At 54.2% G+C, this 18,394-nt stretch carries 15 protein-coding genes; 10 read left to right on the forward strand and 5 right to left on the reverse strand.

The genetic code is table 11. The features are described from left to right. Positions 1-3 precede the first annotated feature (3 nt). From HUN04_13205 to HUN04_13215, 3 genes are read left to right on the forward strand one after another with little or no spacing between them, the layout of a single operon-like run. Positions 4-1,875, forward strand: a complete 1,872-nt coding sequence (locus HUN04_13205) for a GNAT family N-acetyltransferase (protein ID WDP90599.1) — start codon at positions 4-6, stop codon at positions 1,873-1,875. An 18-nt stretch (positions 1,876-1,893) separates the two neighbouring features. Next, entirely contained in the window at positions 1,894-2,238 is a 345-nt protein-coding gene (locus tag HUN04_13210) for a DsrE family protein (GenBank protein ID WDP90600.1), read from the forward strand. 17 nt (positions 2,239-2,255) lie between these two features. Next, a complete protein-coding gene (locus HUN04_13215; protein WDP90601.1) occupies positions 2,256-3,185 on the forward strand; it encodes a glyoxylate/hydroxypyruvate reductase A in 930 nt (309 codons plus the stop codon). A gap of 6 nt (positions 3,186-3,191) precedes the next feature. Here the strand turns inward: HUN04_13215 and HUN04_13220 are convergent, their stop codons facing one another. The 5 genes from HUN04_13220 to HUN04_13240 form a co-directional block, all read right to left on the reverse strand. Continuing rightward, positions 3,192-4,226, reverse strand: coding sequence for a GGDEF domain-containing protein (locus HUN04_13220; protein WDP90602.1), 1,035 nt, complete (start codon positions 4,224-4,226; stop codon positions 3,192-3,194). 143 nt (positions 4,227-4,369) lie between these two features. Then, a complete protein-coding gene (locus tag HUN04_13225) occupies positions 4,370-5,614 on the reverse strand; it encodes a diguanylate cyclase (GenBank protein ID WDP90603.1) in 1,245 nt (414 codons plus the stop codon). A 15-nt stretch (positions 5,615-5,629) separates the two neighbouring features. Further along, the gene (locus HUN04_13230; GenBank protein WDP90604.1) at positions 5,630-6,667 is read right to left on the reverse strand and encodes a 23S rRNA (adenine(2503)-C(2))-methyltransferase RlmN; all 1,038 of its coding nucleotides are present in this window, start codon (positions 6,665-6,667) and stop codon (positions 5,630-5,632) included. A 115-nt stretch (positions 6,668-6,782) separates the two neighbouring features. After that, positions 6,783-7,415, reverse strand: a complete 633-nt coding sequence (locus HUN04_13235) for a DUF4126 domain-containing protein (GenBank protein WDP90605.1) — start codon at positions 7,413-7,415, stop codon at positions 6,783-6,785. A gap of 122 nt (positions 7,416-7,537) precedes the next feature. Then, on the reverse strand, positions 7,538-8,044 hold the full coding sequence (locus HUN04_13240) for a hypothetical protein (GenBank protein WDP90606.1): 507 nt from the start codon (positions 8,042-8,044) through the stop codon (positions 7,538-7,540). Positions 8,045-8,315: 271 nt separating this feature from the next. Here HUN04_13240 and HUN04_13245 point away from each other — a divergent pair, with 271 nt between their 5' ends. From HUN04_13245 to HUN04_13275, 7 genes are all read left to right on the forward strand, one after another. Then, on the forward strand, positions 8,316-9,137 hold the full coding sequence (locus HUN04_13245; protein ID WDP90607.1) for a crotonase/enoyl-CoA hydratase family protein: 822 nt from the start codon (positions 8,316-8,318) through the stop codon (positions 9,135-9,137). A 201-nt stretch (positions 9,138-9,338) separates the two neighbouring features. Then, positions 9,339-10,601 carry an O-acetylhomoserine aminocarboxypropyltransferase/cysteine synthase gene (locus tag HUN04_13250; GenBank protein WDP90608.1) on the forward strand — a complete coding sequence of 421 codons (1,263 nt, stop codon included), beginning with the start codon at positions 9,339-9,341 and terminating at the stop codon, positions 10,599-10,601. Between the two features lie 36 nt (positions 10,602-10,637). Continuing rightward, on the forward strand, positions 10,638-11,798 hold the full coding sequence (locus HUN04_13255) for a homoserine O-acetyltransferase (GenBank protein WDP90609.1): 1,161 nt from the start codon (positions 10,638-10,640) through the stop codon (positions 11,796-11,798). Positions 11,799-11,806: 8 nt separating this feature from the next. Then, positions 11,807-12,406, forward strand: a complete 600-nt coding sequence (metW, locus tag HUN04_13260) for a methionine biosynthesis protein MetW (GenBank protein WDP93283.1) — start codon at positions 11,807-11,809, stop codon at positions 12,404-12,406. A gap of 4 nt (positions 12,407-12,410) precedes the next feature. Further along, on the forward strand, positions 12,411-13,457 hold the full coding sequence (nadA, locus tag HUN04_13265) for a quinolinate synthase NadA (GenBank protein ID WDP90610.1): 1,047 nt from the start codon (positions 12,411-12,413) through the stop codon (positions 13,455-13,457). Positions 13,458-13,499: 42 nt separating this feature from the next. Beyond that, positions 13,500-15,695, forward strand: coding sequence for a transporter substrate-binding domain-containing protein (locus HUN04_13270; protein WDP90611.1), 2,196 nt, complete (start codon positions 13,500-13,502; stop codon positions 15,693-15,695). An 82-nt stretch (positions 15,696-15,777) separates the two neighbouring features. Continuing rightward, positions 15,778-18,228 (forward strand): PAS domain S-box protein, encoded by a 2,451-nt coding sequence (locus tag HUN04_13275; protein WDP90612.1) that lies wholly within the window; start codon positions 15,778-15,780, stop codon positions 18,226-18,228. Positions 18,229-18,394: the final 166 nt, after the last annotated feature.

Consider the following 18,394-nt stretch of genomic DNA (forward strand, 5'->3'; position numbering starts at 1 on the left):
GATATGTTCAAAAAGAAAGCCCCTACCTGGAAGAATAAAACCGTGTCCACGGATGCGGTACTCCAAAAAATAGAACCCGGCATGCATATTTTCATCGGCACGGGAACGGCAGAGCCCAGAACCCTGGTCAACGCCCTCATGGACTCCAAGGTGCACAACCTGGAAGACCTGACCCTGATCCAGCTGCTCAGCTTCGGGGACGCCATCTCCTACAAGGCCCTTGAATCCCACCGCTACCGGCTGCGCACATTTTTTTCAGGCTGGGTCTCTGCCGAGGCCATCACCGCCGGCCGGGTGGACATGATCCCCTCCCGGTTCTCCACCATCCCCTCTTTGATGAAGGACGGGCTGATCCCCATTGATGTGGCATTTATCCAGGTCTCCCCGCCCAATGACACCGGATACTGCAGCCTGGGGCTGGGTGTGGATGTGGCCAGGCGCGCCATGAAGCATGCCGATCTGGTGGTGGCTGAGATCAACGAACACATCCCCTTCACCCTGGGGGATACCTTTGTCCACATCAATGAATTCGATATGATGGTGGAGGCGGAATCCCCGCCCTTCTATTTCCCCAGATACCCGCTGGAGCCGGTGTTTGACAAAATTGCCGAAAATGCCGCTTCCATCATTGAGGACGGCTCCTGCATCGCCTTTACCTACGGCCCCATCTACGAGGCCCTGCCCAAGTATCTCTCCAAGAAAAAGGACCTGGGCATCCACACCCCATTTTTCACCGATGCCCTCATGGAACTGGCCGAAAGCGGGGCCGTGACCAACCGGAAAAAGGGCATGTTCCGGGGGCGTTCCCTGACCACCTACGCCCTGGGTTCCAAGAAACTCATGAACTGGCTGCACAAGAACCCCATGGTGGAATTCCAGGGTATCGACAAGGTGTTCAACCCCATGGAAATCGGCCGGAACCACAAATTCGTCATGGTGCTGCCGGTGCGCCGGGTGGATCTTTCGGGCCGGGTGGCCCTGCACTCCAGCTCCGCCAATATTTCCGCAGGCCCCGGCCAGATCGTGGACATCCTCAACGGGGCGGAAATCTCCCAGGGCGGGTATACCATCATGGCCCTGCCCAGCCGGAACCGTGAGGGCAAAGCCAATATCCGGCTTTTTCTGGAAGACACCCCGGAACAGCTCAGTGTACCGGAATCCGTTGACCTGGTGGTCACGGAATACGGGGTGGCCAACCTCAAGGGGCGGACCCTGAGGGAGAGGGCCCAGGCCCTCATCGAAATCGCCCACCCCGAGGACCGGCCCGGGCTGGTGGACGGAGCCAAAAAGGAAAAGCTCCTCTACCAGGACCAGATGTTCCTGGCGGATTCCGCCCATTTCTATCCCAAGGAAATCGAAACCATCCAGACCTTTAAAAACGATCTCAAGGTCCGCTTCAGGGCCATCAAGCCCTCGGACGAGGAACAGATGCGCAGGCTCTTTTACCGGTTCTCGGACAAGGCCATCTATTACCGGTATTTTTCCCCCATCAAAACCATGCCCCATGCCAAAATGCAGGCATATGTCAACGTGGACTACCGGGATGTGGTATCCGTTGTCGGGCTGGTGGGGGAGCCGGGCAACCAGACCCTCATCGCCGAGGCCAGGATTGCCAAATACCCGGACAATCCCTTTTACGACATTGCCTTTGTCGTGGACGAAGACTACCAGGGGCACGGAATCGCCAGCTTTTTGTACCAGATGCTCTCCCAGCTGGCCAAAGAACGGGGGGCAGTTAAGATGACCGCGGATGTCCTTTCCTCCAACCGGGCCATGATCAAGGTATTTGAAAAAGGGGCATACCCCCTCACCGCGAAGCTGGAAGGCGGGGCCTATGCCCTGAGCATTGATTTGACCAAAACCAATCCCAAATAGATACCCAAAGGAGGAGAGATGGCTGAAAAAAAACATTTATACCTGCTCTGGACCAACGACAATAAAACCACGGCAGAGAAGATGGTGTTCATGTACACGGTGAACAGCCTGGTCCACGGCTGGTGGGAAGAGGTCACCCTTATCATCTGGGGGGCCACAGCCGAGCTGGCGGCCCAGGACAAGGAAATTCAAACCATGATCAAGGATGCCATTGAAAAGGGGGTGGAGGTCCTTGCCTGCAAGGCATGCACCGACCAGCTGGGCGCCACCAAGGCCATTGAAGCGCTGGGAGTCGACGTCAAATACATGGGCCTGCCCCTGACGGAGATATTAAAAGAGGAAGAGGCCCTGCTCACCATCTGATCCAAAGGAACCCGGCCATGGCCCTTACCCTCATCTGCCCCGCCATCACCCCCAGCCGCTGGGTCGACGCCTTGCGCGATGCCGCCCCTGAGCTGGACATCCGGATCTGGCCCCATGACCATCCCAAAGAAGATGTCGAGATGGCCCTGACCTGGTATCATCCCCCCGGTGAACTGAACCGATACCCAAATCTTGGCTGCATCTCCTCCATGGGCGCCGGGGTGGACCACCTGCTTTCCGACCCTGACCTGCCTTCGGGGACGCCCATCGTCCGCCTGGTTGACCGGCTCCTGGTCAGGGACATGTCCGAATACCTGACTCTGGCGGTCCTCTCCCATTTCAGGGAGTTTGACCGATACAGAAAATTTCAGCACAGGCAGGAATGGCATCCCCTGGCCCCCCGGGATAAAAAAGATTTCCCCGTGGGCATCATGGGCATGGGCCAATTGGGCAGCGCAGCCGCCATAAAGCTTAAAGGGGAAGGATTTCCGGTTTTCGGCTGGAAAAACAGCCCCGGCCTGGTTCCCGGGATTGAAACATTCCACGGAGAGGCACATCTTAGGGATTTTCTAAGCAAAAGCCGGATTCTTGTCTGCCTCCTTCCCTTAACCCCCGCCACCCGGCATATCCTTAATCTGGACCATTTCAGCCAGCTCCCCCGGGGAGCCTACCTCATCAACGTGGGCCGGGGCGGCCATTTAAAGGAAGAGGATCTGACGGAGGCTTTGGACCGGGGCATGCTTTCCGGGGCATGCCTGGACGTGTTCGGCACCGAACCCCTGCCCGGAGACCACCCCTTCTGGGGCCGCCCCGAAATCAGGATTACCCCCCATATTTCCAGTCAGACCCATCCGGGATCGGTGGTCCCCCAGGTCCTGGACAATCTGGACCGGTTGCGGGAAGGCCGCCCGCTGCTCAATCCGGTGGATCTGAAAAAAGGATATTAGTTCGGTCTAGTTGACCAGTTCAGAATGGATGATGATCCGGTCACGGCCCTGTTCCTTGGCCTGGTAAAGTGCGGCGTCCGCCCGCTGGATGACCTGGTCGCCGGTCTCGCTCATCAAATATTGAGAAATCCCCATGGAAGCCCTGATCTGGCCGATACGCTTGCCTGAGTCCTTGACCTTCCACTCTTTCTGGGCCAGGGCGGCCCGTATTTTTTCGGCAACGGCATAGGCGCCTTCCACATTGGTTTCCGGCAGCAGGATAAGGAACTCCTCCCCCCCGTACCGGGCCACCATGTCATTGCGCCGGACCCGGCTTGTGAGGATGGCTGCAAACCCCTTGAGCAGACTGTCCCCCACCAGGTGGCCGTAGGTGTCGTTGACCTTTTTAAAATAATCGATATCCGCCATGATGACTGAAAATACGACATTATTCTGCCGGGCCCGTATCCGTTCCAGCTCAAGGCGTTTTTCTAGGCCCCGCCGGTTGGCAAGCCCTGTGAGGGCGTCGGTCCTTGCCTCCTTCTGGGAGGCTTCCAGTTCCTTGTGAAGCTGTTTGAGGTCTTCGGAGGAGACCTTCATCCGGTTCTGGAGCCGGGAGCCGGATTTAATGATGGCCTTGGTGGTGTCCAGCATCCCGTCTATAATTTGCCGCACCCCTTCAAAATCATGTATCTCGTTGAGCTGCCGGGCCATGCCGTCCAGGGCCTGGCCGTGGCCGGCCAGATCGCCTTCGGTCTCCAGTACATGGGAGGTGATCTCCCGAAGCATGAGGTTGACCTTGGTCAGAAGCCGGGAAATGACGATACGGTCCCCGTCGGTGATGAACTTCTGGTACAGGGTTTCTATATTCCTGTTGTTCAGGGGCAGGTTATTGTCAATGATCCGGTCCATGGCCCGCTTGAGTTTCAGATTCCTTCCGGAGACATATTCATACCATACCGTATAATTCACCGGTGTGGCCGCCAGGTTGTATTTGGCCAGAAAGCCCAGGGTCATCCTTAAAAACTCCCCTGCCTGGGGAGCATTTTCCGTATAAGTCATAGGTGGTTCCAATTAAATAGTTAACTACGTCATCTTTTCCACAAATATCCGGCCAAGTCAAGAATCACACAAAAAGAAACAAGTATCTGAAAACGATCAGAAGGGTCCCCTTTCGGGTTGCCCGGTAACCCCTTCCATCAATATCAAAGACTGAAGCGGTCCCGGCCCTGTTCTTTGGCCCTGTAAAGTGCTGCGTCCGCATCTTTTAACAGGCTTGCGGCATCATCACGGCCCTGTGAAAGGGATGAAATACCGATACTGGCCGTTATGGAAATGGGGCTGTTTTTATTGCCGATGGAAATCCTAGAGAACCGAAACTCCTTTAAAATCCTTTCGGCCAGTACCACGGACGCGTCTAGACCGGTATTGGGTGCCAGAATCAGAAATTCCTCACCGCCGAATCTTCCGGCAATATCGGTTACCCGAACCCGTTGTTGAAGGATATTTCCGGCAATGCGAAGGGCCTCGTCGCCAATATGGTGGCCGTATTGGTCGTTTACCTGTTTAAAATGGTCGATATCCAGCAATAGTACAGACAAAGATTGATTATACCGCTCGGCGGTCTTTATCTCTTCATTGAGCCGGACCTCGATGGCGCCGCGGTTATTCAACCCGGTCAGCTTATCATGGGTTGAGGTAAACTCTATTTTCCTGAGTAGTTTCGCACCGTAAAACCCGAAAAGGCATTGACCCAATATCCCAAAGAACCAGATTCCCAGGTATCTTAAACGCATTTTCTGAATAAGCCTGTTATAGGATCGGTCATAGGGCGTCTTGTCGACAATAACACTCAATCCCCCAACCACTTTCCGTTTCGTTGTTTTCCAGTCATGGTGGCAACGGAGGCATTTGGGCTGCAATTCGACAGGGTATAAAAGCCGGAATACGTTTTCCCCGTCTTTTTCAACCATTTTCCTTACCTGGCCCGACCCTTTTTGCAGCAGGTCCAAACTGGACTTCTCCCAGGGATCGGGTTTGCCTATGGGATTAATGGGGTCATACGAAATCAGCCGGATCCGGTCGCCGGAATTCCCCTCGAACTCATTGAAAATTTTACGGAGAAGTGAAGGCGAGTTAAGCAAGGTCAACCGGCGGCCGCCTTTGGTTTGAATATCCCGTTCCGATAAACCGGATAAACTGGCCGCCGGCACCACATCATCTCCCACCTCCACGTATATGCCGCCATGTCCGCCAACCCAGCGGCGAAGGCATTGGGTCTGCCGGCCAAGGGCAGCCGCTTTAAGCGAGATAAGCTTATCATGGTGGGCCGACTCAGATGTCACCGCCCAAAAATAAAGTCCTGCGAGTATGATGGTCCAGCCGACGATACCCAGGGTGACGATAAAATACAGCCCTCTTATTTGATTTTGGAACAAATGCTTCAGCATGATTGCTTGTACGGCCTATAGATGCTTGCCCAGTTGACCGCAGCCCGCAGAAACAGACCGGCCTTTGCTCCACCGTTTAATGACAAATACCCCTTTTTGAGTAAGGATATCGGCAAATTCATGCATATCCTCATCACAGGGGGAGTCATGGGCAAATGCCTCTATGGGATTGTAGGGAATAAGGTTGAGGCGGACGGGCAGGGGGTGGATGAACTCAGCCAGTTTCCGGGCGTCTTCAGGAGCATCGTTCACCCCTTTGATCAGTATATATTCAAAAAGAAATACCCCCCGTTTGGGAAGGGGATAGTTCATCAGGCTCTCTTTCAGTTCCGACAGGGGCCACCGGTTGTTCACGGGCATGAGTTTTGACCGGACAGCATCATCCGGCCCGTTGACGGATATGGCCAGGCGGATATTGGGCAGGTCCATGGCGGCCAGCCGCTCTATGCCCGGCACCAGGCCGGCCGTAGAGATGGTGATGTGGCGCAGGGCAATGTCAAAGCCCTTCTGGGCGTTGATCACCTTCACCGCCGTCATCACCGCATCAAAATTATCAAAGGGTTCGCCCATGCCCATGAAGACGATATTCTTGATATCATGGCCCAGGGTGTGCCGGGCGTTCCAGACCTGGCCCACGATCTCCGATACGGTGAGGCTGCGCTTGAACCCCAGCTTTGCCGTTTCGCAGAATGCGCAGCCCATTTTGCAGCCCACCTGGCTGGAAACACAGAGGGTGTTGTGACGGGTCATGGGAATAATGACGGATTCAACCTTGAGGCCGTCGGAGAGCCGGGTGATGAATTTGGTCAGGTTCTCTTCTTCAAAGGTTTTGACCACCTCTCCGGGCTCAACGCACAATATGCCCGCCAGCGCCCTGGCAAGTTTCGGGGAGCCTTTAAATTCCGGGGCAGACAATACATCGGGATGGCCCTGTTTGAACACTTCCCTGTAAATGGCTTCGGCATGGAACAGGCCTTTGCCGAATCTTTCTTTCAATATATGGTGCAGCCCCTCCAGGGGAAGGGCAAGTAGATCTAATCTTTCATTTTCCATGCCCTCTTATATCATAAAACCAAGGGTATCGCACTTAAAGTTCGGATGCCCGCCCCGTTATTTTAAACACACTACAGAGCCGGCCATCCACATGGCATGATGATTACCGGCCATATTATCCGGTCTTTTCACCTTCTTTGGGCGCTTTACCGAACAGGCGCCCCAAAGCGGCAAAGAGCTTTTTAATCCCCTTCCAGATTTTGGGCAGCAGCCAGAGGGCCAGCAGGATAAAGACAACCAAAAGCCCCAGGAAAACCAGAGGATAATTCAGGGCCGTCCAGATCCCGCCGATCACGGCCACATCCTCCACCACGGATGCCGTCCAGTTGGAAAAGGGTTCAGGCGATGCATTGATGATCAGCCGGGTCCCGGCCTTGGTAAAGTGGCTGCCCGCAGCCATTCCCCCGCCCATGATTCCTGCGGCAACCGCCACAGCCGGGTTCACATCCCCCACGGCGCCGGCGGCCAGCATCACGCCGGCCGGAATCCGGATAAAGGTATGGATGGTGTCCCATCCCGTGTCCACCCCCGGGGTCTTGTCCGCAAAAAATTCGGCCATATACATGAATCCGGCGGCGCCGATAACCAGGGGATTCATGAGCACTTCAAGGGACTGGGGCAGGACAATATTCTCCGTTGCCCCCAAAAGGCCCAGTACCAGGACCGTGGCATAAAGGTTGATCCCGCTTGCCCAGCCGGCCCCCATGGTGATAGCGATGGTCTTTACGATCTGTTCATAATCTTCCATAGATCCTCCTTGGATTCATCAACAATGCCCGGCTGAAAACCTCAGCTTTCCGTTCAGACACTTAAATAAATATACACCGGAACCCGCAGAAAAATCATAGTTATTTTATAATTTCCAGATTTTTATCTTCCTGTTTGATATTCATTCCCCACGATTTTATTCACACAGGCAGCACTGCGGTTAAACTCATACATCGCCGTTGAGGCTGAAACAGCAACATTAAGACTTCCAACCTCGCCAATCTGCTTTATGGTTATAATATGATCGCAGTTCTCCATGAATCGGGGACCAAGACCGCATTTTTCATTTCCAATAATGATAGCCGCATAATCCGGAAATAAAAATTCGTCCAGAAAAACCGAATTTTCCGCAATCTCAACGGCAATGGACTTGTAGTTGTTGTCTGTGCACCACTTCAAAGCATCGAATGGGTCGGGTATGTGGAGAATCTTGCACTGATTTTCCAGTTTTCTGGAAAACGCCTGGGTCCCTTTTTTAAATGTCCATGGATGATCCAGGCCGGTGAATATGACTTCCGCCCCGCCATAAGCAACATGGCTCCTCAAAATCATCCCCACATTTTGAGGGCTTTTAAGACCGTTCAGAATTGTACAGAATTTAGTTTTCATATCAAGACTCACAACCCAGCCAACCTAAAGGCTGAAAATGTTAACGCCAATACAGCCGTCCTGAAACTCCCGCTTTGGTTACCCGGAAATAACTGGAATTATCCTGATCCATGACCGGAATTCAAGAAGAAAAATATTGCCCCGGAAATATGATATGAGCCCAATTTATCTAAATGTGTGAGTCTTATAGGGATAATCCATTGAACTGCCCCCCGCAACCTGCTACCATGCCTCTCGATTCTATTGGCCTCTAACTAAAAAGGAGAAACCGATGTCTGAATACGAATTCTACCGGGTTGAAAAAAAAGGCGCCGTGGCCTGGGTATTCCTGAACCGCCCCGAAAAGAAAAACGCCATGGGGCCGGCGGCATGGAAGGAACCCATTGAGATATTTGCCGACCTTGACCGGGACGACGAAATCCGGGCCATTGTCATTGCAGGCGAAGGCCCCTGCTTTTCAGCCGGCATCGACCTTGTGGGCATGATGCCGGAAATCCCCGAACTCATGGAAGCCGACCAGAAGGGCGGGATTAAGTGGCAGCTGCTGCCAAAAATCAAAAAGCTGCAGGACGGGATAAGCTGCATCGAATGGTGCAAAAAACCCGTGATCGCCGCCATCCACGGCCATTGTATCGGGGCCGGCCTGGATATGGCGACGGCCTGTGATATCAGGCTCTGCGCCGAAGATGCAGGATTCTGCCTGAAGGAAGCGGCCGTGGGATTCGTGGCCGATGTGGGCGTACTCCAGCGCATCCCCCTCATCGTGGGCCAGGGGCATGCCAGGGAACTGGCTTTTTCCGCCAAAACCATCAACGCCCAGCGGGCCAAGGAAATCCTTCTGGTCAACGATGTTTTTCCGACCAAGGCGGCATTGTTTGAAGGGGCGCAGGCCCTTGCCCAGGAGATTGCGGACAATTCACCCATTGCGGTCCAGGCCTCCAAAGACGTACTCAACTACGGCGTGGGCAAAAGCATTGACGACGGCCTCAATTATGTGGCATCCGTCAGCACCAATATCGTGCCTTCCAATGATCTCACCGAAGCGGTGACTGCCTTCATGGAAAAACGCCCCCCCAAATTTACCGGTAAATAAACCGGATGCGCCCCGGCATTCCGGGGCGCCTTGCCCATTAACAAACCGTGTCCTGACCCCAAAAACACAATGCGAAATTATGAACTTTGGATTATCGCTATCCTCTGGTATTTATATGTTTTTTTAGGGTTCGATAATTATTGACAAAAAAACACCACGGTGTGATAGTCAAAATTTGCTTTTAATTTTGAGGTGAGGGTAATGAGCAATAAGGATTTTTCGGACAATTTGGAATTTGAAACCCGGGCCATCCATGAGGGCATTGACCGCAATGCCTGGGAAGGCGCGACCACAGTGCCCATTTACCAGTCTGCAGCCAATATCCACCCGACGGCAGAATCCCTGAGCCAAACCTTTGCCGGGCAGACCCAGGACCACATTTACATGCGGCTGTCCAACCCCACAAGCCGCCACCTGGAAAAGAAACTGGCCGTCCTGGAGTCCGGGAAAGCGGCCGTGGTGACCTCTTCGGGCATGGCCGCCATCAACAATGCCTGTCTCACCCTGCTTCGGGCCGGAGACGAACTGGTGGCCTCCTCCGCCCTGTTCATGTCCACCTTCGGGCTGTTCACAAATATTTTCAGCAAATACGGGATCAAGGCACGCTTTGCCGATCCCACCAAGCCGGAGGAGGTGGCCGCCGCCATCAATGGAAAGACCCGGTTTGTCTATATGGAAACCATCACCAACCCGGGCATGGAAATTCCCGACATTGCAAAGATTGCCGATATTGCCCACGACAACGGCATCCCGCTGCTGGTGGACAACACCCTGGCCTCTCCCTGGCTCTGCCGCCCGCTGGAACTGGGGGCGGACATTGTCATGCACTCCACCACCAAGTATTTTTCCGGCCACGGTGCCTCCCTGGGCGGGGTGGTGGTGGATGCCGGCCGCTTTGACTGGGAAACGGAGAAATTCTCAGATTTTGCCCCCTTTGCCGGAAAGGATTCTTCCCTGAGCTTTACCAACCGGATGTTCAAAGAATACCATGTCAACTTCGGCACCACCCCGGCCCCCTTCCACTCCTTTTTAACGGACATCGGCCTGTCCACCCTGGGGGTGCGCATGGAACGCCACATGAAGAACGCCATGGCAGTCGCCCGGTTTTTAAATGCCCACCCCAGGGTCAGCTGGGTAAATTACCCGGGATTTGAGGACCACCCCTGCCACGGGACGGCGGCAACACAGTTCAAGGGCAAGGGTTTCGGCTCCATGCTGGCCTTCGGCCTCAGGGACCAGGCCGCCTGTTTCAGCTTCATCGACAACCTGAAAATGATCCTGAACCTGGCCAACCTGGGAGACTGCAAAAGCCTGGTCATCCATCCCTATTCATCCCAGTATGTCAATTTTCCCCAGGAACAGAAGGACCGGCTGGCCGATCCCTGCCTCATCCGCTTCTCCACGGGAATCGAGCATCCCGACGATATCTGCAGGGACCTGAACCAGGCCTTGAACCATACCTGATAGGACCCCATCGGACAGAATTTATCGGACGCCAGCATGAGCGAATATACAGGACAAGATCAGAGCGGTGCCACCGTGGGCATTGTTCAACGGCAGTATTTCACCTTTGCCGACAGCGCAAGGCCCATGGCCCTGGAAAGCGGGGCGTCCATCGGGCCGGTGACCCTTGCCTATGAAACCTGCGGCACCCTGAACAAGGATAAATCCAATGTCATCCTGGTTCTCCACGCCCTCACCGGCGATGCCCACATGGCCGGATACTACTCCGCCGACGACCCCAAGCCGGGGTGGTGGGACATCATGGTGGGGCCGGGAAAGGCCATTGACACGGACAGGTATTTTGTCATCTGCTCCAACATCCTGGGATCCTGCATGGGCTCCACCGGCCCCGCCTCCGTAAACCCGGAAACCAACCGGCCCTTTGCCATGGACTTTCCCATGATCACCATAGGGGATATGGTCCGGGCCCAGAAGGCCCTCTTGGACCACCTGGGCATTGACAGGCTCCTTTCGGCCATCGGCGGTTCCGTGGGCGGGATGCAGGTGCTGGAATGGGCGGTTCGGTATCCGGAGATGGTGAAATCGGCCATTCCCCTGGCAACCACCTGCCGCCATTCTGCCCTTTCCATTGCCTTTAACGAGGTGGCCCGCCAGTCCATCATGGCCGACCCCCATTGGAACAACGGCGACTACGACGATGAAAAGAAACCGGACATGGGCCTTGCCATCGCCCGGATGATCGGCCATATCACCTATCTGTCCGACGAATCCATGCGCCACAAGTTCGGCAGGCGGCTGCAGAACCGCAGCGCCCTGAAATTCGAGTTCGGGGCCGAGTTCCAGGTGGAATCCTATCTCCAGTACCAGGGCAATAAATTCATCGAGCGGTTTGACGCCAACTCATTTTTGTACATCACCAAGGCCGCCGATTATTTCGACCTGGCCAGGGAACACGGCAGGGGCTCTCTGGTCAAGGCCTTCTCAAAGGCACGGGCCAGATTTTTGGTGGCCTCCTACACCTCGGACTGGCTCTACCCCACCTACCAGTCCAAGGAGATGGTCAAGGCCATGAAAAAAAACAGCCTGGACGTCAGTTTCTGTGAAATCGACGCCCAATGGGGACATGACGCATTCCTGCTGCCTGACCAGCGGCTGAATACCCTGATTTCAGGATTTTTAAGGAGCGTGGCCCCATGACGGCACCATTGAGATACGATCTAAAAATCATTGCCTCGTGGATTGATCCGGGATCCAGGGTACTGGGCCTGGGCTGCGGCGAGGGGGACCTGCTCCACTGGCTGAAAACCCAAAAGCAGGTCATCGAACGGGGCATTGAACAAAAAGAGGAGCGGGTGGTCAAATGCATTGAAAAAGGGATTTCCGTCCTCCAGGGAGATATTAATGAAGAACTTGCGGACTACCCGGACAATGCCTTTGACTACGCCATCTGCTCCCAGACCCTGCAGCAGGTATATGATCCCTCAACCCTGATCAGAGAGATGCTCAGGGTGGCCGGAAAATGCGTGGTCAGTTTTCCCAACTTCGGCCATATCAGTGTACGCTACCAGCTGGCCACCACCGGCCGGGCCCCGGTCACCCCGGAACTGCCCCATGAATGGCACAATACCCCCAATATCCGGGTGCTCAGCCTCAACGACTTTAAGGGGTTTGCCCGGCAGACCGGGTTTAAAATACTGAAACAGGCCGCCATCAATACCAAAAACCAGCACGCCGCAGGCAGGCGGGTCTATCTCCTGCCCAACCTTTTTGCCACCTACGGGATTTTTTTAATCGGAAAGGAATAGCACAATGGATACGGATTTCGGAAACAGGGAAATCAAAAACAGAATTACCCAGATCAAACATGAACTGGGCAATGAACTGGTGATCCTCACCCACCACTTTCAGAGAAAGGATATTGTGGATCTGGGGGACCACCGGGGCGATTCCTTTGGGCTGGCCCGGCGGGCGGCCCGGGATGAAAAGGCAAAATACATCCTCTTCTGCGGAGTCCACTTCATGGCCGAAAGCGCCGCCATCCTGGCCAATGAAAACCAGATTGTCCAGATCCCGGACACCGGTGCCGGATGCTGGCTGGCGGAAATGGGCGAAGCCGGCAAAATTGAAACGGCTTGGCAGGAGGCCGCCGCCCTTTTGGGGGAGGGGGCCATGATGCCCGTGGCCTATATCAATTCCAATGCGGCGGTCAAGGCTATGTGCGGGCGCCACGGCGGCACCGTATGCACAGCGGCCAATGCCGCCAGGGCCTTTGAGTGGGCCTTTGCGCAGCGGGGAAAAATTTTCTTTTTCCCGGACGAATACCTGGGCCGGAATACGGCTCTGGGCATGGACATTCCTGAAAGCAGCATCCTGGTGTGGGATCCGTCGCTCCCCCTGGGCGGCAATACCAAAGCAGATGTTCAAAAGGCAAAGGTGATTCTCTGGAACGGCCACTGCCAGGTCCACACCCGGTTTACCCCGGATCAAATCATGAACATCAGGAAAACGGCACCGGACGCCAGGGTGGTGGTTCACCCGGAGTGCAGCCATGAAGTAACCGCCCTGGCAGATGCCAGCGGTTCCACCAGTTTCATTGCCAGATATGTGGCCGAAGCCCCTGCCGATGCCACCATTGCCATCGGCACTGAAATCAATCTGATCACCCGGCTGGCTGCCGAATATCCGGACAAACGCATCCTGCCCCTTTACGACGCCTTCTGCCCCCACATGCACCAGATCAATCTCAGAAACCTTCTCCACACCCTGGAAAACATTGGAAAGGCCAATGTGGTAACCGTGGAAAACAGAATTAAAAAAGAGGCGTCCATCGGACTGGAAAACATGCTGAATTTATAATATCGCATCCAAATTCAGCACCGGCGCTTCAGGGAGATAATAGTGGCAAAAAGCGGATTTGGGATCACAGCGGTTTTACAGGCCATCCTCTGCCTTATTGCGCTCTGGACATCAGCAAGTGTTTCGGCCCGTGAGTTTCCCCGCAATTACACAAAAGAGGAAAAGGCGTTCATAGACTCCGGCAGGGAAATCCGGGTATCCAACGAATTTGACTGGCCTCCCTTTGACTTTGTCATGGAAGGGAAACCCGCCGGGTTCGGCATTGACCTCATGGAATTACTGGCCCGGAAAACCGGACTGAAATTCACCTATGTCAACGGCCATACCTGGGATGAACTCACCCAAATGTTCTATGAAGGTGAAATTGACCTCATCCATTCCCTGAGCATCACCCCGGAACGACAAAAAATCGCCCATTTTTCATCCCCCTATTATCATTCAAAATATGTATTGATATACCGGTCCGACACCCGGGACATCCATACCCTCAACGATCTGGAGGGGAAAATCCTTGCCATCCCCAGGGGATGGTCCACGGTTGAATTTTTTAAAGCCCACTTCCCCGGGGTGCATATCCTTGAGGTGGAAAATACCCGGCAGACCCTGGAGTACGTGGACCAGGGCAAGGCAGACGCCACGGTTGAGCAGGAGGGCATTGCCGTGTATATGATGGCCAAATTCGGGTTTACCGACCTGGCCCTGTCCGGATGGATAAACAACAGAGAACTGCAGAAAGAATCCTCCATGCACTTTGCCGTACTCAAGACCAACCCGGTTCTCTTTTCCATTTTGGACAAGGCCCTGTCTGACATTCCCCATTCCGAAATGGTGGACTTGAAAGAAAAATGGTTTTCAAGGACCGGCCGCAGCATCAATGCCGAAGATGTGGGACTCACCCCGGAGGAACGGTCATGGCTGGCCCAAAAAAAACGGCTGACCTATTGCATTGCCCGGGATCATATGCCCTATTCAGATGTCCGGGGAGAAGGGCAGCCCTTGGGGATTTTGCCCGACCTTACCGAAATATTCAGCGAACGGCTGGGGGTTGAATTCACCCCGCTGACCGTGGACAGGTTCAACATGGGCAGCCGGCGGCTTAAGGAGGGCGGCTGCGACCTTGTGCCCATGATCAGCAAAACGGCCGGGCAAGACCGGACCATGGAATTTACAAGTACCGTCAGCACCTACGATGTCGCCATCATCGCCAGGGAAAACAGCCCCTTTATCGCCGGCATCCCGGACCTGGACAAAATGAGAACAGGCATGGTCCCCTCCTCGAATATTTTCAACAAAATAATCGCCAGCCACCCGAAACTCAATTATATACCGGTATCCACCATTGAGGAATGCCTGGAATTGATTTCAGCAGGACGGCTGGATGCCGGTATTTTAAGCCTTCCTGTGGCATCCTACTATATCCGGAAAAAAGGACTGACCAACCTCAAGGTTGCCGGGCACGCCGGTATCAAGGAAGATCTGCGGATTGCCGTAGCCGCAAACGGCAGCCCCCTGCATTCCATCATGTCCAAGGCCGTCCGGTCACTGGGCAACAGCGAGCTTAAACCCATTGAAGACAAGTGGATGTCCATTGAAAGCGGTTACCGGATCGACTATAAACTGCTGTGGCGCCTGGCCGGCGGGGCCGGCCTGGTATTCCTTTTCATCCTCTTCTGGAACCGGAAGCTGGCCAGGCTCAACCGGGAAATAGCATCGGCCAACAAAAAGCTGAAAGAAAAAACCAGAGAACTGGAATACATTTCCACCCGGGACAGCCTCACCGGGCTGTACAACCGGCGGTATATTGAAGATGCCTTTGAAGCTGAACGCCGGCGGACCCTCCGCTACGCCCACGACCTCGCCTTGATCATTCTGGACATTGACTATTTCAAAGCCATCAACGATACCTACGGCCACCCGGTGGGGGACAAGGTGCTCATCTCCTTTTCCCGCCTGTTAAAAACCAATATCCGGACATCGGACATCGCGGGCCGGTGGGGCGGGGAGGAATTCCTCATCATCTGCCCTGAAACCGACCTCCGTAACGCCGTACTCATGGCCCGGGGAATCTGCGGGAAAATCAGCCGGACCCAATTTGATGCGGCAGGCACGCAAACCGCCAGCTTCGGGGTTACCGGATTTAAAACGGGGGATGATATCCACGCCATGATATCCCGGGCCGACCATGCCCTGTATTTAGCCAAATCCAACGGCCGGAACAGGGTTGAATCCCTCGAATAGGAGAGGGGGTCTTCAAACCGTGGACCGCATATTGACAGGTCAAAAAGTTTCCGATACTTAATTAAAAAACTCGAAAAGGAAAGTGAACGCAGCAGCTATGGCTTACACAGACAGCCGCAGGCTGATATGCCCGGCATTGATGATCGCCTTGATCCTGTTATCCGCAGACCTTTCCTGCGCCCGGATTTTCATCCATCCCGGTGACCGGGGAGAACTGGCCGTTCAATCCCGAACCCATGTCCTTGAAGACAATACCGGTGCGTTAACCATCCATGAGGTCGTGTTGCCCTCAACCGATCAACAATTCCATTTGAATAAAAGCGGAAAAACAAACTATGGATATACCCGAAACGCCCTCTGGATCAAGCTGACCATTGCCAAGGCAAATCAAAATAATAAAGACTGGTTTCTCGCCCTTGGCTACCCGCACCTGGACCACGTCGAATTTTATGCCCGAACCCGGCAGGGCCCGTTTCAGAAAACGGTCACCGGAGATATGCTTCCCTTCCGCCAGCGCCCCAATGCCCACCGGCAGTTTATTTTCCCCATTTCACCGGATGAAGAAGGCGCCACCTATTACATCCGCCTTTCCAGCAGCGGAGTGATAAATTCATCCCTTACCCTGGCCGACCGAGATCATTTTTTCAAACAAGACAGGCGACTGCAGCTGGCGGCAGGGCTTTTTCTGGGTGCGCTGCTGATCATGGCCGCCTATAATCTCTTGTTCATGCTTTTTGTCCGGGAGCGGATTTATTTTTACTATGCCGGCTTTATCCTGTTTGTGACCCTTTACGAAATGATCTGGTTCGGGTTTGCTTTTGAATATCTCTGGCCGGGCCTGCCACGTCTAAATAATCTGCTTGATATCTTTACCGGCAATTTTTGTTTTGTATTCCTGGGCCTGTTCACCATGGATTTTCTCCAAACCCAAAAGCATGCCCCGAGACTCCACCGGCTGTTCAAGCTGACCACCTTTATGACCGGGCTGCCCGGACTCGCCGTCTTTTTCCTGGACAGGTCTGCCATCCTGGATACCGGTGTCAATATCATCATTCTTCAGATAATAATGATCCTGGCCGCCATGGGGGTTTGCATATTCAAAAAAACAAGGCAGGCATTTATCTTTGCAGCTGCCTGGTCGGCGCCCCTGTTCGGGGGACTTTCCATCGCCCTGCACAAAAACGGTATCCTGCCGGACAGCCTCTACCTTCCCTACAGTGTGCAGGTCGGCATTTTGTGCAATGTGCTTTTGATCTCCCTTGGGCTTATCGACCGGGTCAACGATATTAAAAACTCCCTGGCCGAATCCAGGGAAACCGTGGAAAAAAAGAACCAGGAACTGCTGACCTCTTTCCTCCGCCTGGAAACCAGCGAAAAAAGATTCAGGGATCTGTCAAACCTATTGCCACAGACGATTTTTGAACTTGACCGTGACGGCATTGTCACCTACTCCAACGAGCAGGGAATAAAACTCACCGGCTTTACCCGGGAGGATTTAAAACAAGGGCTGACCGCCCTGGACCTGTTCAGCTCCCGGGACCACGACAGGATCAGGCGGGACATGACATACATCCTCTCCTCCAGGGAACCGGGCCAGGGGGAATACGAATTAAAGCGAAAGGACAATACGCGGGTGCCCGTCGTATTTTATGCCAGCTGCATTCTTTCACATGACGACCCCGTCGGCATCAGAGGGGTGATTCTGGATCTGACCGACCGGAAAAAAACTGAAGAGGTCATGATGCAGACGGAAAAAATGATGTCACTGGGGGGACTTGCCGCAGGCATGGCCCATGAAATAAACAACCCCCTGGCCGGTATGCTCCAGAATGCCCAGGTACTGAGCAACCGGGTTACAAAGGACCTGCCGGCCAACCGGAAAGCGGCCGATGCAGCAGGCATTTCCATGGATGCGCTCAGGGATTATGCACAGCAGCGCGGGATCCCGGACCTGATCAAAAATATCCGCGAAGCCGGCGACAGGGCCTCGAAAATTGTCAGCAACATGCTGTCCTTTGCCCGCAAGGGAGATTCTGTCAAACGGCCCCATGACCTGTCCCGGGTCCTGGATGACACCCTGGAACTGGCAAACAACGATTTCGACCTGAAAAAGAAACACGATTTCAGGACCATTGCCATTCAAAAAAGCTACCAGCAGCTGCCCCCTGTGATGTGTGAAAAAAGCAAAATCCAGCAGGTACTGCTCAATATTTTTAAAAATGCGTCGGAAGCGATGTCATCCCGGCCGGCCGGTCCCGCCCCCTGTATCACCCTTACGCTGTCCATGGACGCAGACCGGGCCGTGGTCAGGATCGCCGATAACGGCCCGGGCATGGACAGCCGGGTACGTAAAAAAATCTTTGAACCCTTTTTTACCACCAAGGGCCTTGGTTCCGGCACAGGCTTAGGGCTTTCGGTGTCCTATTTCATCATTGTCGATGAGCATAAAGGTGAGATGACGGTGGATTCAAAACCGGACAGGGGCACCGTATTCACCATAAAGCTTCCCCTGGAACCCACACCGCCGGCCTGACCGCCGGTCCCGGCAACTGTGGCTTCCGGACGGTTTCGCTGATAATTTTTTTGACGGCCCGGCCCGATTAATGTATACTTTCTGTCAGCCTCAGATTCCACCTACAATTTGTTTAGTTTCCCGTTGAGCCGGTACGTGCAGTTCCACGAAATCGTGTTTAATTTTT

The sequence above is a fragment of the Desulfobacter sp. genome (genome assembly GCA_028768525.1).
Lineage (GTDB): Bacteria > Desulfobacterota > Desulfobacteria > Desulfobacterales > Desulfobacteraceae > Desulfobacter.

Excerpts from the sequence above, each read along its gene's own strand:
- HUN04_13205 (WDP90599.1), top strand. The coding sequence starts at position 4 with ATGTTCAAAAAGAAAGCCCCTACCTGGAAGAATAAAACCGTGTCCACG.
- HUN04_13210 (WDP90600.1), top strand. The coding sequence starts at position 1,894 with ATGGCTGAAAAAAAACATTTATACCTGCTCTGGACCAACGACAATAAA.
- HUN04_13215 (WDP90601.1), top strand. The coding sequence starts at position 2,256 with ATGGCCCTTACCCTCATCTGCCCCGCCATCACCCCCAGCCGCTGGGTC.
- HUN04_13220 (WDP90602.1), bottom strand. The coding sequence starts at position 4,226 with ATGACTTATACGGAAAATGCTCCCCAGGCAGGGGAGTTTTTAAGGATG.
- HUN04_13225 (WDP90603.1), bottom strand. The coding sequence starts at position 5,614 with ATGCTGAAGCATTTGTTCCAAAATCAAATAAGAGGGCTGTATTTTATC.
- HUN04_13230 (WDP90604.1), bottom strand. The coding sequence starts at position 6,667 with ATGGAAAATGAAAGATTAGATCTACTTGCCCTTCCCCTGGAGGGGCTG.
- HUN04_13235 (WDP90605.1), bottom strand. The coding sequence starts at position 7,415 with ATGGAAGATTATGAACAGATCGTAAAGACCATCGCTATCACCATGGGG.
- HUN04_13240 (WDP90606.1), bottom strand. The coding sequence starts at position 8,044 with ATGAAAACTAAATTCTGTACAATTCTGAACGGTCTTAAAAGCCCTCAA.
- HUN04_13245 (WDP90607.1), top strand. The coding sequence starts at position 8,316 with ATGTCTGAATACGAATTCTACCGGGTTGAAAAAAAAGGCGCCGTGGCC.
- HUN04_13250 (WDP90608.1), top strand. The coding sequence starts at position 9,339 with ATGAGCAATAAGGATTTTTCGGACAATTTGGAATTTGAAACCCGGGCC.
- HUN04_13255 (WDP90609.1), top strand. The coding sequence starts at position 10,638 with ATGAGCGAATATACAGGACAAGATCAGAGCGGTGCCACCGTGGGCATT.
- nadA (WDP90610.1), top strand. The coding sequence starts at position 12,411 with ATGGATACGGATTTCGGAAACAGGGAAATCAAAAACAGAATTACCCAG.